Genomic DNA, 17,117 nt, shown 5'->3' on the forward strand with positions numbered 1-17,117 from the left:
ATAGTAGATTTTTATGGTAATTACATTTATCAATGCGAAGTTAATTAATAAGCGCTTTAATTTCCTCGCTCAGTTGATCATACGAATTATTAATAAAGAAGTGGTCCCCATGGAAAAATTTGTAATCTACTGCGGCTTCCGTCAATTCCGACCATTTATAGACAGTGTCAGTTGCTATATCATCGTTTTCACCGACAAATACAGACAATGTCGTCTCTACTTTGTCTTCATGTTGACTATTGTGGTAATTATCAATAGCTAAAAAGTCATTTTTTAGTGATGGCTTCACTAAATCCCATAACTCCTCATGATTTAGCACTTCTTCCGGTGTCCCACCTTTATTTTGGATGAAGCGTTTAAATTCTAGATCATTCATATGCTCAATGTTATTATTGCGCTCTGTATAACCTATTGGCTCACATGCACATAAAATCATATGTTGTGGTGCCGTATAACCTATTTCTGAAAGTTTAAAATATATTTCGTAAGCTAAAATTGTCCCTAAACTATAACCCAATATGATAAATTTTTCCGGTCGTTCTTGCATGATTTGTTTTACTAAATCATCCACCATATCTTCAATTTCTTCTAATGGTTCTTCTATTAACCGTTCACCTCGACCAGGTAATTCTAAGGGTTTTAAGATGATATCACTTGGGAGTTTATCCTTCAATGGATAATATAATGACTTATTGCCTCCTGCAAATGGAATACAAAATAATGTTGTTTTTACCATATACTCAACCCCTTAAAGTATAAAATCTTTGTTAAATGTTGGCGTGATATTTGTTATTTCGACATTTAAAGTGCTAGCTGTTGCTGTGTCCATAATGATAGACAACCTATAATCTCTATTAAATTGCCGAGAAAAGACTGATAGTTGATCAGGCCGAGTTGCCATATCATCTTTGATACTATAGTTGTTATGGCCTGGCACAATCGCAAATGAATCTAATGATTTATACAATCCTGTACCAATTAACTTTAAATAACATTCTTTTAATGTCCAGAGTTCATAAAATCGTAGTAATTGTTGCTCAATGCGACCTGCTCTAATATAGTGGGCTTCTTCTACAGCAAAATATTTATCTGGAATTGATAAATCAATGGGTGCTATTTTCTCGATATCTACACCAACATTATAATCACTCACAATACATACAGAATAACCACTAGTATGGGAAGTATTAAAGTAGTATTGGGATGGTGTAGTGATTAACGGTTTACCATATTCGCCTCGATGCAAAGTAATATCTTTCATATTACAACCTGTATGTTGAGCAATACAAAAGTGCTTAAATTGTTGAGAGTACCATCGCTGATATTGTTTATGTTGATACTCGGCATTACTCGTGTTCAATACGTAAATTGTTACGTCCATGCTGACACATCCCATTAAGTAAATTATGTAAATGCAAGAGCATCTCAGAATCCAACTGGTGAATTCCGGCATGCTCTTACATAAATGATTACAACGACACGTAACCCAAATCTTCAGTGTAATCATCGCATGTTAAATGGTACGACTATTAAACACTTACCTAACTGTTAAAAATTATTTTTAGGATGGTTAATCATTTTCTCTAATGTCTCTGTACTAGTTGGTTTCCATTGGAAATCTAATCGTTCTAACACGAAGTTTGTTTTATAATCTAAGATTTCAAAATGTGATTTGTTAAACAATGTATTATCTAAAATACCAGTGTGTAATAAGAAGTCATTGATTTCATCACTCATTACACCTTGTTCGATACACTGCATCAAGTAATCCATAAAGTCATTCCACTGAATATCATCAATACGATGATTGTTGTCGTTATAGACGTCCATCAAAGTTTTCAATGATAATAATTGATTGTTATAAATATGGTGCGTTTCGTTGCGTAGTTGATTATTTAAAATCAACTTGTTGCACGCTTGTGCTGCTTGATCAACAGGTGTGAAATCAACATCATCATGTGCTAAGTTAGGGAATTTTTGTAACTTTTTAAATGATTTGATAATACTATAAAAGGCATTATTTTCTTCATTTTTTTGGAAAATACCTGTTTCAGAATCACATTGTAAATTACCTAAACGGTAAATATTCGTTTCTACACCTTCGTCACGATATGCTACTAAGCGTTTTTCAGCTTCAATTTTCCCATCTAAATATACGTTATTCGGTTTTTGGCCTAAATCAATATCATCTTCCGAGAACGTCACTTGTTTTTTGTCTTCGATATGACCAGAAGCAATAGACATCGTTGACATATGATGGATTTCTTTTAGTTTTTGGTCTTTGGCAAAATCAACTATATTATTTATTGCATTAACATTCGTGTCATAAGACGAAGCTTCCGTGGCAAAGTGATTAACATTAGCTGCAGCATTAATAATAATATCGATGTTGTTTGCTAAATAATCATAAGTTTGCGTTGCAAAGCCTAGGCCATCCGCTTCAATATTACCTTCCACTAAATGAATACGACTAGTATCTGCTGAATTCAATTGAGCATTGAAGTAATACTGCCAATTATTGTTAAGTTTTGATTCACCACTTAACTCATTACTATTACGCACCATGACATAAATAGTAAAATCTGTGCGCGCAAGTAAATCTTTTAAGACATGAATACCAAAGTACCCTGTAGCACCTGTTAACAATACTTTTTTATCTCGTTTAACCGCAGTTTTATCAATAGCTTGATATTGCTGAGCACTTTTCTCTTTGTAGTCATTTACTTCTTTCATAAAGTCGCTGCTGAAACGATGTTCATGCTCTACTGTTACTTCTTTTAAAGCACTCAATTTAGCCATAATATTAGTATCTGCACGTTCGATTAATGCTTTACTAATACTTTCAACGGTCTGTAATTCGAAAATATCTTTAATAGAAATATTATATGATTTAGAGAGTAGCGACGTTAATTTAATAGCTTTAATTGAATCTCCGCCAATTTCAAAGAAACTGTCCTGAATGCTCACGCGTTCTCTGTCCAATACTGTTTCAAACGCTTCAGCGACTGTAGTTTCCATATCATTGCTTGGTTCAATATAAGTAGCACTTTCGACTTCAATTTCTGGTAATGCTTTCTTATTCAACTTACCATTTACTGTTACTGGTAACGCATCTAATTGCATCATATAAGCTGGCACCATATATTCTGGTAATTGCTGATTTAATGCTACTTTAATAGCTTCAAAATCTAATGTTTCTTCGGCAACGAGATACGCACATAGCGCTAAATCAGAACCAGCCATTGGTTTAGCAACAACTGCAACATTAGTAATTGCACTCATTTTACCTAAGACACTTTCAATTTCTCCCAGTTCAATACGATAGCCACGGATTTTCACTTGTTCATCCATACGACCTAAGTATTCCACCATTCCGTCGCCACGCCATTTTGCTAAGTCACCAGTACGGTAAAGTTTACCGTCGCCAAATGGATTATCAATGAATTTTTCAGCAGTTAATTCAGGGCGATTTAAATAGCCTCTTGTTACAGCGATACCGCTAATACATAGTTCTCCCGGAACACCGATACCCATCAACTTATTATCTTCATTTATCACATGTGCGTGTACGTTTGCAATTGGATTACCAATTGGTATCACTTCATGTGTCTTACCATGAGGGACAGGATAGTGTAACATCTCAATCGATGCTTCTGTTGGTCCATACAAGTCGACGAGTAATGTATTATTTCTTTTTCCAATTACAGTGTTAAATTCATTTGCAAGTACAGGTTTAAGCGCTTCACCTGTTGCTAACAATGTTTCTAATGATGCTAAGCTAGGTACATTGTCCGTCGATTTAATGTAATCGATAAAGCCACCTAACATTGAAGGCACAAAGTGAACCATTGTCACATGATGATCATGAATTAAGTTCATAATCTTCTCTGGATTCACTTCTTCACCACTCGGAAGTAGTACAGCTTGGCCACCAACCATTGCCCAACTGAAAATTTCCCACACTGATACGTCGAATGTAAATGGTGTTTTGAATAATATAATGTCACTTTCATCGAAATTATATTTATCAATCATCCAATTCAGGCGATTAAGGACACCTTCGTATGGTACAAGGACACCTTTAGGTTTGCCAGTTGTACCAGATGTATAAATTACATACATAAGGTTCGACACATCTGTGACATGCGGTAAATTATCTTTTGGTAATGTAGTTAAATCTGTAGTTAATAGGTCAATAACAGTATTATCATAAGCTAATTCACTATTAAGTGTATGGTCTGTTAATAAGACGTCTGGTTGACTATCTTCTAACATGAACTCAATACGCTCAACTGGATAATTTGGATCGACTGGCACATAAGCGCCACCTGCTTTTAAGATACCGAAAATACCAACCATCATCTCTAAACGGCGATATGTCATAAGACCTACAAGATCATCTGGCTGTACGCCTAATTTACGTAAACGATATGCAAGTTGATTCGCTCTTGAGTTTAACTCACTATACGTTAAACTTTCTCCTTCATACGTAATTGCCGTCTGTTGTGGTGTTTGTGCCACTTGTGCTTCAAATCGTTCTACAAACGTTTGCGAATTATTCAACGATTCAGCCGTATCATTAAAGACTTCAAAGATTTCAGTTTGTTCTGCTGCGGTAATAATTTCAATTTCTCCAATATTAAGTTGTGGATTTTGCGTAACATTTTTTAAGATTTCCATGTAATGTCCGAGCATACGTTGCACTGTTTCAGCATCAAACAACTCTTGACCGTATTCTAATAACACTTTATACGTGTCGCCTTCTTCGATAGTCATATTCAAATCAAATTTCGCATTGGTGTTTGTTGCTTCTTTAGTTTCAATGTTCCAATCTTCAATGTCTATGCTCTGTTTGTCATTATTTTGTAGTGTGAATAGTACGTCGAATAATGGATTACGTGTTAAGTCACGTTTTTCCACAATTTCATCTACCAACTCTTCAAGTGGATACTCTTGATTATCAAATGCTTGTAACGACGTTTCTTTGAGTTCGGCCAATAATTGATTAAATGTTTTTTGTCGTGTTGGATAGCCACGCATTGCTAACGTATTAACGAACATTCCTAACATACTTTCAGTATCTTTATGTGTCCGTCCTGAAATTGGACTACCGATGACGATATCTTCTTGACGACTATATTTGTGTAGTAACACCATAAATGATGATAATAAAATCATATAATCAGTACTACTTGTTTCTTGTGCTAAATGATGGATGTCTTGAGTGATTTTCGCTGGCACATCCACTGAGACTGTCCCACCAACAAAGCTTTGTTTATTTGGACGTGCACGATCGTAAGGCAAATCAAGTACTGGTGCTTCTTCTTCAAATTGAGCTAACCAGAAAGCACGTTGTGCGCTCATATCGCGATTGTGCATCCACTCACTATAATCTTTATATTGTACTGTCAATGGTGCTAATGCTTGGTTTTGATATAATGCAGAGAATTCTTTCATAATTAAATTAATAGAAAAACCATCTGAAATAATATGGTGCATATCAAAGAGTAAAATATAATGTTGCTCTGCTTGTTTCACAATTTTCACACGTAACAATGGTGCTTGCGCTAAATCAAATGGTTTTACAAAATCCTCTAATAAAGCATCATAATCGGGGTTAGCATTTTCTTCATAATCCACTGTGATTTCTGCTTGCTCATTAATAATTTGTACTGGTTCTCCATCGATTGCCTCGAAGTGTGTGCGTAATGATTCATGACGATCAATTAACGCTTGGAATGCCTCTTGTACACGCTCTACATCAACGTTCCCATGAATTTCTAAAATGCTCGGCATATTGTATGCTGTTTGACCAGATACCATTTCATTTAACACATATAAACGTTTCTGTGGTGATGATGCATAGTAATGTGCTTTCTGTTCAGCCGGAGCAATCGCTTGAGTATGGGCGTTGTCACTACTATTAAGCACTACTTTTGCAAGTTGGGCTGCAGTAGGATTCTCAAAAATTGCTTTAAGTGGCAGTCTTACCCCTAGATGGCTTTCAATTTCATTGACTACACTTATTGCTTTTAATGAATGTCCGCCAATTTCAAAGAAATCATCATATACACTGACTTGTTCTAAATGTAAAACAGTTTCAAAAGCCTGAGTGATACTTGCTTCTTCTGGTGTTGTTGGTGCAACATAAGCCTTTGTTTCTACTTTAATATCTGGTAATGCTTTTTTATTTAATTTACCATTGGCTGTTACAGGCAATTGTTCAAGTTGCGTCATAAAAGTCGGTACCATATAACTTGGTAGCTTTTGCCCAAGTGTTGCTTTAATCGTTTCTATATCAATCGCATCATCTGACACTAGATATGCACAAATTGATAATTCGTCACCAACTACTGCTTTGGCGATGACAGCTACATCCGAAATCCCGTCGATTTGACCTAAAGTACTTTCGATTTCACCAAGTTCAATACGATAACCACGGATTTTCACTTGTTCGTCAATACGTCCAAGATATTCAACATTACCTTCTGCACTCCACTTCGCTAAATCACCGGTACGGTACAATTTACCTTCACCAAATGGATTATCTATAAATTTTTCTTGCGTTAAATCAGGTCTATTTAAATAACCATCTGTGACACCTACACCACCGATACATAACTCGCCGGGAACACCGATCCCCATTAAGTTATTATCTTCATTCATAATATATGCTTGAATGTTAGCAATCGGCTTACCGATTGGAATAGTGTCATACGCTTGTCCAGCATGACATGGGTAATAAATAACCTCAATTGATGCTTCTGTCGGACCATATAAATCAAGTAACAAAGTATTATTTGGTGTACCAATAATCGTGTTAAATTGATTTACTTGTTCTGGTTTTAACGCTTCACCACTTGCGAGTACGTGATTAACTGAAGCGATAGCTTGTTGCTTATTCGTATTTTTAATGAAGTCGATAAAGACCCCAAGCATTGACGGTACAAAGTGTACCATTGTAATCAGATGATGTTCTAAGAGTGCGGTAATTTTTTCTGGATTACTTTCTTCACCTGAAGGTAGTAGTACAGCTTGACCACCAACCATTGCCCAACCAAAGATTTCCCATACCGACACATCAAACGTAAATGGTGTTTTAAATAACACAGTATCATGCGCACTGAAGTGATATTTATCTATCATCCAATTCAGGCGATTCATAACACCTTTGTATGGTACCATTACACCTTTCGGCTTACCTGTTGTGCCCGACGTATAAATGACATACATTAAGTCTGTCACATCAGTGGCATGTGGTAGATTTGTTTTAGCTTGGTTCTCATATACAGCTGAATCTGTTAAATTAATAACTTGTTGGTCATAATCAATCGAAGCGTCTAAATTATGATCTGTTAATAAGACGTCCGGTTGGCTATCTCCTAAAATATAATTCACACGATCACTAGGATAGTTAGGATCCACTGGCACGTAGGCACCACCAGCTTTTAAAATACCGTATATACCAATCATCATTTCTAAACGACGGTTTGTCATTAAACCAACTAAATGATTTGCTGCTACACCTTGTGCTCGTAACACACGCGCTAATTGATTCGCACGTTCGTTTAATTCACGATACGTTAAGCTTGCGTCTTCATACATAATTGCAGTTTGTTCAGGTGTTTTCGCCACTTGTGCTTCAAAGCGTTCGACAAATGTTTGTGTATTATTTAAGTTAACTTGTGTGTCGTTAAAATCATTAAAAATTGTCGTTTTTTCTGACTCTGTAACTATGTTAATGTCACTAATTTTTTGTTCAGGATTTGTCGTGATATTACCTAAAATTTCGAAGAAGTGCCCAAGCATACGTTGAATCGTTGCCTCTTCAAATAATTCACTCGCATATTCTAATGACACATCATAGTGTTCACCATCTTCTATAGTCATACTCAAATCAAACTTCGCATCTGTATGTGTAGCCGCCTTAGGTTCAATCGCCCAATTATTGATTTCTAATTTTTGTTGTTCATTATTTTGTAACGTAAATAAGACATCAAACAACGGATTTCGCGTTAAATCACGTTTTTCTACAATTTCATCTACTAAAGCTTCAAGTGGGTATTCTTGATTATCAAACGCTTTTATAGATGCATCTTTCGTTTCAGACAACAATTGGTTAAAGGATTTATTACGTTCAGGATAACCACGCATAGCTAATGTATTAACAAACATCCCTAACATATTTTCAGTATCTTTGTGTGTACGTCCGGAAATTGGACTACCGATCACCACATCTTCTTGGCGACTATATTTGTGTAATAATACCATGAATGACGTTAGTAAAATCATATAATCTGTACTGCCTGTTGTTTGCGCTAACTGACTAATAGCACTACGTGTTTCATCAGGCATACGCACTGTAATAGAACGCCCATCAAAATTTTGTTTATTCGGTCTAGCATGGTCATAAGGTAAATCTAAAACGGGTGCTTCCTCTTTAAATTGTTCTAACCAATAAGTACGTTGACTCGTTAAATCACGTGTGTGCATCCATTCACTATAATCTTTGTATTGCACTTTTAATTCTTCTAATGCATAACCTTGATAAAGTGCTGAAAATTCTTTGATGATAATATTAATTGATAAACCATCAGAAATAATATGATGCATATCAAATAATAAAATAAAACGCTGTTCTGCACATTTAACGATTTTCACTCTCAGTAACGGTGCTTGTGCTAAATTAAATGGACGTACAAAAGCCGTTAACAAACTATCATAATCTTCAGTATGTGCTACTTCGTAATCTACGCTAATCGTCGCTTGTTCTTCAATGACTTGTACTGGTTCGCCGTCTATCGTCTCAAAATGTGTTCTTAACGCTTCGTGTCTATTAACCAGTGTTTGGAAAGCCTCTTGTACACGTGTGATATCAACATCCCCACGTATTTCTAACATACTTGGCATATTATAAGCCGTTGGACTATCCGTCATCTCATGTAACACATAAAGTCGTTTTTGTGGTGATGACGTCAGATAATAAGGTTTGTCTGTAGCTTGTGGAATGTCATGTCCTGCAGTCTCTTTGGCTTGCGCTTCAACGACTGTGGCTAATTGCGCTACACTTGGATGTTCAAAGATAGCTTTTAATGGTAATCGTATACCCATACGACTTTCTATATCATTAATTACACTAATTGCTCTTAAAGAATGTCCACCAATTTCAAAGAAACTATCTTGCACACTAACTTGCGGTGCATTCAACACTTGAGCAAAAGTTTTGGCTATTTCAGCCTCCATATCCGTCGATGGTGCAACATACGTTTTTGTTTCTATTTTAATGTCAGGCAATGCTTTTTTATTTAATTTACCGTTAGCTGTTACTGGTAATTGTTCTAATTGCATCATGTAGGACGGAATCATATATTCCGGTAACTTTTTCGCTAAAAGTGACTTAGTACTATTAAAATCAAGTGCCTCTTCAGACGCCAAATAAGCACAAATTGCCAACTCAGAACCTTGAACTGGCTTGGCCACTACTGCAACATCCGATACATTATCCATTTGTCGTAATAAACTTTCGATTTCCCCAAGCTCAATACGATAACCACGTATTTTTACTTGTTCATCGATACGTCCGATGTACTCTATATTGCCATCTTCGCTCCATTTAGCTAAATCGCCTGTTCGATATAATTTACCTTCACCATAAGGATTATCGATAAATTGTTCGGCTGTTAATTCAGGACGGTTTAAATAACCATCTGTGACTCCAACTCCACCTATACACAGCTCGCCTGCTACACCAATACCTAATAAATTATTATCTTCATTCAAAATTAAAGCTTGAATATTGGCAATAGGCTTACCGATAGGTATTGTGTCATAGATTTTATCGGCGTGACATGGGTAATAAATAACTTCTATAGATGTTTCAGTTGGTCCGTATAAATCGATAAGCAACGTCTCATTAGGACTACCAATACGCTCATTGAAACGATTAACGTGTTCAGTTTTCAACGCTTCACCACTCGCCAAAACATTATTCACTGAAGATATAGCTGCGACATTGTCAGACGCTTTAATAAAATCAATAAAGACACTTAACATTGATGGCACAAAGTGAACCATCGTAATATCATGTTGTTCAATAAGTTTTGTAATTTTTGCCGGATTACTTTCTTCACCTGAAGGTAATAATACTGCTTGACCTCCGACCATAGCCCAACCAAAAATTTCCCAAACGGATACATCAAATGTAAATGGTGTTTTAAACAACACTTTTTCTTGTTCACTTACGTTAAACTCATCAATCATCCAATTCAAGCGATTGATTACACCTTTATAAGGTACCATCACGCCTTTAGGTTTCCCAGTTGTACCAGATGTATAAATGACATACATTAAGTCTGAAACTTGAGTCACATGGGGTAAATTTTCTGTTGGTAGCGACGATAAAGTACTATCCGTTGTTAAATCAATCACATGTCCATTATAAGTAATTGCCTCATCGATGGATCGATCCGTTAACAACACCTTAGGTTGACTGTCCTCTAAAATATAATTAATACGCTCACTAGGATTATTCGGATCAATAGGTACATAAGCACCTCCAGCTTTTAAAATGCCATAAATACCAATCATCATTTCTAAACATCGATTGGTCATAATGCCTACAAAATCATTGGGTTTAATATTGGCATCACGTAATTTTACTGCCAACTGGTTCGCACGTTCATTTAACTCATTATATGATAAACTCGTACCTTCATAAGTGATGGCAGTTTTCGTTGGTGTTAGCGCAACCTGTCTTTCAAAGCGTTCTACAAATGTTTGACTATTATCTAACGCTCTCGCAGTATCATTAAAAGTGTGTAAAATTTGTTGTTTTTCTTCCGGTGTCACAATTTCAATATCACTAATTTTTTGTTCCGGATTATTTATCATACTATTCAAAACATTTTGAATAGTATCGTGCAATTGACATACTTCTCGATCATTCAAAGCATCAATTTGGTAATCATAATCAATATCCAAACCATTTTTACTACTTCTATTACTGATATTTAAACTTAACGGTGCGTTATTCGTCCCTGAATCTAACCATTCATCCGAAAAGCCATCTTCAATAAATTCCGTATTATATTGTGTATTTTGGAAAGACACGAAGCAATCCAACAAACCTTTTTTGTTACCGCTATCTTCGACAATATAATCATACGGATATTTTCTATGTTTAAGTAGATTAAACGTTTCTAGTTTTATTTTATTTAAATACTCTGTGATTGATAGATCTTTGTCGACTTCCACAATCATTGGTAATACTCTTGAATAGACTCCAGTAGAAATCTTTTCTTTTTTACTATCTCTATTATGTATGAGTAAACCAACGGAATTTGTCTGTGACAACGTTTGTTTATATTTTAAAATAAGCATCACTGAGGAATATAAATTACTAATACTTATTTGATTATTTTCACAAAAATCTTTAATTCGTTTTGTGTCTGCGTTTGATAAGCTAAAGCTTCGACGCTTACCTACTGCACTATCCAATGTTGTCTTTTCAAATAGGGTATTATTTTCAAAATTTTCAAGCTTTTCTAGCCAAAATTGTTTATCTTTATTAAAACGAGGAGATTGTTCATATTTTGTTTCAGTTGCGATTGTATCTAAATACGAGGCACGTGCATCTTCCTCTGTATTTTTGCCCGCTAACTTTCGTATCAAAAAATTCACAGCAAGTGTCATACTCCAACCATCACTTATTAAATGGTGTTGTAATAAAAATAGCCCATTATGACCTTCTGGAAATCTAAGTAAGACGCATTTAAATAACTGTTCATCTAACTCAAAGATATTTTTTCTCGCTGTTTCATTACGCCATTTATTGTAACCGACTTCGTCTTCGAAGAAATCTAAATACGGATAGTCCCGATATTCAAAATCTGTTAAATACTGTTTATATTCACCATCTTTTCGTGTCACTTGTAATCTAAAACTATCATGACTTTGGACCAATGCATTAAACGCGACATTGATTTCATCGTATTCCAGTCCATTACGCATGTGCATAATTCCTACAATATTATTTATACTTGTGTTTTCGTAGTACTGTTCAATCTGTAGTATTTCATTTTGTGCATAAGACAATAATTTTGTTTCCATCTATTTTAATAAGCCTCCTATCAATTGGATACATCTTCAATATTAATATTCTTTTAACATCTTTTCAAATCATTAATAAAACATAATACATTAAGATATAATAATAATTATCCTGTTTTGTGTTTTTTAAAACTTTTAATTTCTAAAATGTTTGCATATGAATGTTTTGTTAATTTTATTAAAATTGCATATAATTTGTGTTAAAATTTATTAAGTCCAGCCACGTTTTATAAGTGATATAATATGTAACTTTCTATCTGAATATTCATAATTTTAATGACGCGACATTGCTACTAAAACTCGTACAATAGTTCTTTTATTAAATGAAGAGCAATTTGAGCACAAAAAAAGCGTATATCTTCACACACTGAAGACATACGCTTTAAATTGCATTACTTTACACACAATTTACACACACGATAATGCAATTTTTCACACTTTAAAAATCTTTTAATTTATCGCTCTTGTAAATTCACACAAAATACAGAGCTTAGAACGGTAAGTCATCATCACTGATATCAATCGGTCCATTTGCATTCGCAAAAGGATTATCAGATTGACCTGAGTTTGATGAATTGTTGTTGTTATTATTTTGATAAGATGACGTGTTTTGACCTGCTTGTTGACCACCAAAACCTTGTCCATAATCTTGGAAATTATTACCAGAAGACTGATTGTGACGTTGGTTTTGATTTTTCGGTTCAAGGAATTGAACGCTGTCACAAACAACTTCAGTGACAAACACACGACGCCCTTCTTGGTTTTCATAGTTACGTGATTGTATGCGACCGTCAACGCCAGCTAAACTACCTTTTGATAAGTAATTATTCACATTTTCTGCTTGTTTTCTAAAAACTACACAGTTAATGAAATCTGCTTCGCGTTCCCCTTGCGCATTTGTAAACGTACGATTTACTGCTAAAGTAAAAGTCGCAACGCTCACGCCTGAGGGTGTTGTTCTATATTCTGGATCCTTTGTTAAACGACCTACTAAAACAACTCTGTTTATCATTTAAGCGCCCCCAATTATTTTCTTGTCTTATCTTCGTCTTCACGGATAACGATGTAACGAATAATATCGTCAGAGATTTTAGCCAAACGTTGGAATTCGTCTGTAGCTTCATTACCTTCTGTTTGAATACGAACTAAGTTGTAGTAACCTTCAGTGAAATCGTTGATTTCATAAGCTAAACGACGTTTACCTTGATCTTTTGCTTCTAGGACTTCTGATCCGTTTGAAGCTAAAATACCGTTGAAACGCTCAACTACTGCTTTCTTAGCATCTTCTTCAATATTTGGACGAACGATGTACATAATTTCATATGTTCTCATTTTATAATTGCACCTCCTTGTGGTCTATACGGCCTATCAATAAAAACAATAGGCAAGGAATAATTTTCATTACTCACAATCAAGAATTATAGCATAAGCTTTTACAATTTACAATAATACGAAAGGTGACAATCTACTTGAATTAATATATTCTTGCTGTTAATAACGATTATTTTATTTCTGAATTAATTAATTTTCTTTACACTTTAATCTTGTACGAAGTAAGGTTGCGAAAAAAATCTAATTATTTTAGCATGAGCTTTGTCAGAAATTTATGACACCATTAATTACATATTCAACAATTCACTATAGCAAACTAAAGGAGTACTTTTATGATTTCGTTTTTGAAAAAAAGCATCGTCGCAACAACAGTGCTAGCCAGTGCACCACTCGCTAGTGCGACAGTTTATGCGGCCGACGAAGATTCATCACATCGTGGCACAATGGGCGCTGGATATGAAAACTATCTCAAAGAACATCCAACGGCAACACAAAATAACAGTGTGACACGAGAAGCAGGCGGAGCAAAAAGCGACAATCGCGTTTTAGACATTTCTGAATGGCAAGGAGAGTTAACTGCCAATCAAGTTAAAGCATTGAAAGCAAACTATGACTTCATTATCATTCGTGCCCAATACGGTTCTGAAACTGAAGATGCTGCACTCGAACATAATTCAGCACTACTCGATAAATATAATTTAGATTTTGGCGTCTATTCATATAGTATGTATGAAAATCCAGACGATGCACGCTATGAAGCTCGAACACTTCACAACCGTGCACCCAAAGCTGAATTTTATGTCAATGATTTAGAAGAAAATAGTGTCACTTCTGGTGGCGTGGAGCAAAGTACTAAAGCTTGGTACGATGAAATGAAAAGCCTAGCAGGAAATCATAAAGTACTTTTCTATTCATACGAAAACTTTATCAATGAAAATGTTCCACAAGCACCTAATAATTATGATGGTGTTTGGTTGGCTAATTATAATGAGCAACAACCATCTACGAATCATGCCTTATGGCAATACACCGATGAACATTATTCTGAAGAATTAGATCAAAAAGTCGATGCCAATTATATCTCGTCTGGTGTCAGCAGCGAATGGTTCACGTCGTAAACACTCCAAAATAATACCACTACAACAACACCTCCCATTTCACTATTGCAACTTGGGAGGTGTTTTATGTACTTTGATATTAAAAAAGCTCCTGACATAATCAGGAACTTTTGAAAATTTTATACGTTGAATCTAAAGTGAACAACGTCACCGTCTTGCATGATGTAATCTTTACCTTCTAAACGTTGTTTACCCGCTTCTTTGGCACCATGCTCACCATTAAATTCTACATAGTCATCATAACTCGTTACTTCTGCACGGATGAACCCGCGTTCAAAATCTGTATGGATGATGCCCGCACATTGTGGTGCTGTCATTCCCGTCTTAAAGGTCCAGGCACGTACTTCTTCAACACCTGCTGTGAAATATGTTGCTAAGCCTAATAGATTATATGTTGTACGTATTAAAATATCTAAACCTGGTTCCTCGATACCTAAATCTTCAAGGAACATTGCTCTATCATCATCATCTAATGTAGCAATTTCTTCTTCGATTTTAGCACTGATTACAATAACTTCTGATCCTTCTTTACTTGCGTATTCACGGATAGCCTTAACTTTTTCATTATCTTCGTCACCAATTTCGTCTTCACCAACATTGGCGATATATAACATATCTTTTGACGTTAATAATTGTGCTTGGTTAATATATTTTTGGTCTTCTTCATTAAATTCTAAACTACGTACTGGACGACCTTCTTCTAATGCTTCTTTTACTGTAGTTAATATACGTACTTCATTAACTGCATTTTTGTCTTTTTGTCTTGCCATTTTCTCAAGTTTCGGCAAACGTTTTTCCACTGATTCTAAATCAGCTAAAATTAATTCCATATTAATAACTTCAATGTCATCAATAGGATCTACACGTCCAGAAACGTGCGTAACATTATCATCATCAAAAGCACGCACTACTTGGCATATTGCATCAACTTCGCGAATATGAGATAAGAATTTATTCCCTAATCCTTCACCTTTTGAAGCACCTTTCACGATACCTGCAATATCAGTGAATTCAAATGTAGTTGGTATAGTCTTTTTAGGTTGTACCATCTCTGTTAATACATTCAATCTATTATCCGGTACTTCTACAATACCTACGTTAGGGTCGATTGTTGCGAATGGGTAGTTAGCTGCCAATGCGCCAGCCTTTGTAATTGCATTAAATAGAGTAGATTTCCCTACGTTAGGTAAGCCTACGATACCTGCTGTTAAAGCCATTAGTCATTCTCCTTTTCATCAGTTACTTGATGAGACTCAAGTACTTTTTTTAATTTTTTATTGAACGTTTGTCTAGGAATCATAATACTGCGTTGACAATTTTCACATTTAATTCGGATGTCTGCGCCCATACGAATGATTTTAAAACGATTCGTACCACATGCATGTTGCTTTTTCATTTCTACTATATCATTCAGACCGTATTTAGCTGTCATTCTGTCACACCTCCGAAGTTATTGTGCTTGATTTGGGTTACTCGAGTCATATTGTACCATGGCTGGTTGCGGTGTTTTAATACCTTTTAATTTGAAAAATTGTTGAATTTCTTTACGTAAAATACGCGCACCTGAGAAGCCTTCACCAGGTATCGTTTCTGCTGAAATACGAATCAATACTTCATCTCTCGTAATGGAATCGACACCTACGAATTCTGGAGTAGTAATGAATAAGTAATATTTAGAACGCATTGAAGTAAATAATTCATTTAATAATGTTTCCACACGATCTATATCTTCATCAATTGCCACAGGCATCATCACAATCGCTGTACCATTTGATACTGAAAAGTTAGTAATCTCTCCCATACTACCGTTTGGTAAGATTGTTAATTCGCCACTTATCGTATTAATACGCGTTGAACGTAATCCAATTGCTTTTACAGTTCCTTCAGCTACAGTTGTTCCGGCACTATTAATTTTAACATAATCGCCAACATCAAATTGGTTTTCAAAAATAATAAAGAACCCAGTAATGATGTCTTTAACAATTGTTTGCGCACCAAAACCAACAGCTAAACCAACAACACCAGCACTGGCAATTATACCTTCTACGCTAATACCAAACTTACTAAGAATAGTAGTAATGACTATAAACCATACTACATATGAAGCAATATTTTGTACTAGTGAAATTAATGTCTGTGAGCGTTTTTTATTGGCATTTCTGCCTTTGTTTTGCACTTTAAAAAATTGTTCTATCACTTTATTAATAATACGTATCGCAAACCAAGCAACGACAATATATATTACTACCATAATAATGTTAGATATTAAGGTTTGATACGTCTCAACTTTGGTTAAAGGTTCAAACAAAGATGCTAATACGCTTTTAATTTGATTCAATGCTATGTCCTCCCTGACTTAATGTTACTGTCTATTGTACGTGTTTTCGTTCAGTTGCAACTCCAACTTGGGTTTTAAATTAACACTCCCCTGAGACTAAAATATCCAACGTGTGCTAAAACATACTCGCCTATTATAGCAAGAATCAACTATGCGATAAAGCATCGCACACAAAATCCTTTACATTCGTAAACATTGTATATTTAAATTACCATATACTA

Annotated in this window: 9 protein-coding genes; 1 reads left to right on the forward strand and 8 read right to left on the reverse strand. The window is 35.1% G+C overall.

All coding sequences use genetic code 11. From position 1 onward, the window contains the following. Nucleotides 1–40: 40 nt before the first annotated feature. The 5 genes from CD036_RS10690 to rpsF form a co-directional block, all read right to left on the reverse strand. Entirely contained in the window at nt 41–736 is a 696-nt protein-coding gene (locus CD036_RS10690) for a thioesterase II family protein (RefSeq protein WP_002509646.1), read from the reverse strand. 12 nt (nt 737–748) lie between these two features. Further along, nucleotides 749–1,381: a 4'-phosphopantetheinyl transferase family protein gene (locus CD036_RS10695; protein WP_002509647.1), complete on the reverse strand. Its 633-nt coding sequence runs from the start codon at nt 1,379–1,381 to the stop codon at nt 749–751. Nucleotides 1,382–1,548: 167 nt separating this feature from the next. Beyond that, nucleotides 1,549–12,108 carry a non-ribosomal peptide synthetase gene (locus tag CD036_RS10700; RefSeq protein WP_103388621.1) on the reverse strand — a complete coding sequence of 3,520 codons (10,560 nt, stop codon included), beginning with the start codon at nt 12,106–12,108 and terminating at the stop codon, nt 1,549–1,551. A 490-nt stretch (nt 12,109–12,598) separates the two neighbouring features. Then, on the reverse strand, nt 12,599–13,120 hold the full coding sequence (ssb, locus tag CD036_RS10705; RefSeq protein WP_002509650.1) for a single-stranded DNA-binding protein: 522 nt from the start codon (nt 13,118–13,120) through the stop codon (nt 12,599–12,601). Nucleotides 13,121–13,134: 14 nt separating this feature from the next. Beyond that, nucleotides 13,135–13,440 carry a 30S ribosomal protein S6 gene (rpsF, locus tag CD036_RS10710; RefSeq protein ID WP_002509651.1) on the reverse strand — a complete coding sequence of 102 codons (306 nt, stop codon included), beginning with the start codon at nt 13,438–13,440 and terminating at the stop codon, nt 13,135–13,137. Between the two features lie 332 nt (nt 13,441–13,772). Between rpsF and CD036_RS10715 the strand changes: the two genes are divergently transcribed. Further along, a complete protein-coding gene (locus tag CD036_RS10715) occupies nt 13,773–14,558 on the forward strand; it encodes a GH25 family lysozyme (protein WP_002509652.1) in 786 nt (261 codons plus the stop codon). A gap of 119 nt (nt 14,559–14,677) precedes the next feature. Here CD036_RS10715 and ychF read toward each other — a convergent pair whose 3' ends face one another. The 3 genes from ychF to CD036_RS10730 are packed head-to-tail and all read right to left on the reverse strand — an operon-like array spanning nt 14,678 to nt 16,896. Further along, a complete protein-coding gene (gene ychF, locus CD036_RS10720) occupies nt 14,678–15,775 on the reverse strand; it encodes a redox-regulated ATPase YchF (protein WP_002509653.1) in 1,098 nt (365 codons plus the stop codon). Next, nucleotides 15,775–15,990: a DUF951 domain-containing protein gene (locus tag CD036_RS10725; RefSeq protein ID WP_002509654.1), complete on the reverse strand. Its 216-nt coding sequence runs from the start codon at nt 15,988–15,990 to the stop codon at nt 15,775–15,777. Before CD036_RS10725 ends, ychF begins: the two co-directional genes overlap by 1 nt. A gap of 18 nt (nt 15,991–16,008) precedes the next feature. Continuing rightward, nucleotides 16,009–16,896, reverse strand: a complete 888-nt coding sequence (locus tag CD036_RS10730) for a mechanosensitive ion channel family protein (protein ID WP_002509655.1) — start codon at nt 16,894–16,896, stop codon at nt 16,009–16,011. Nucleotides 16,897–17,117 lie beyond the last annotated feature (221 nt).

The sequence above is a fragment of the Staphylococcus arlettae genome (assembly GCF_002902345.1).
Lineage (GTDB): Bacteria > Bacillota > Bacilli > Staphylococcales > Staphylococcaceae > Staphylococcus > Staphylococcus arlettae.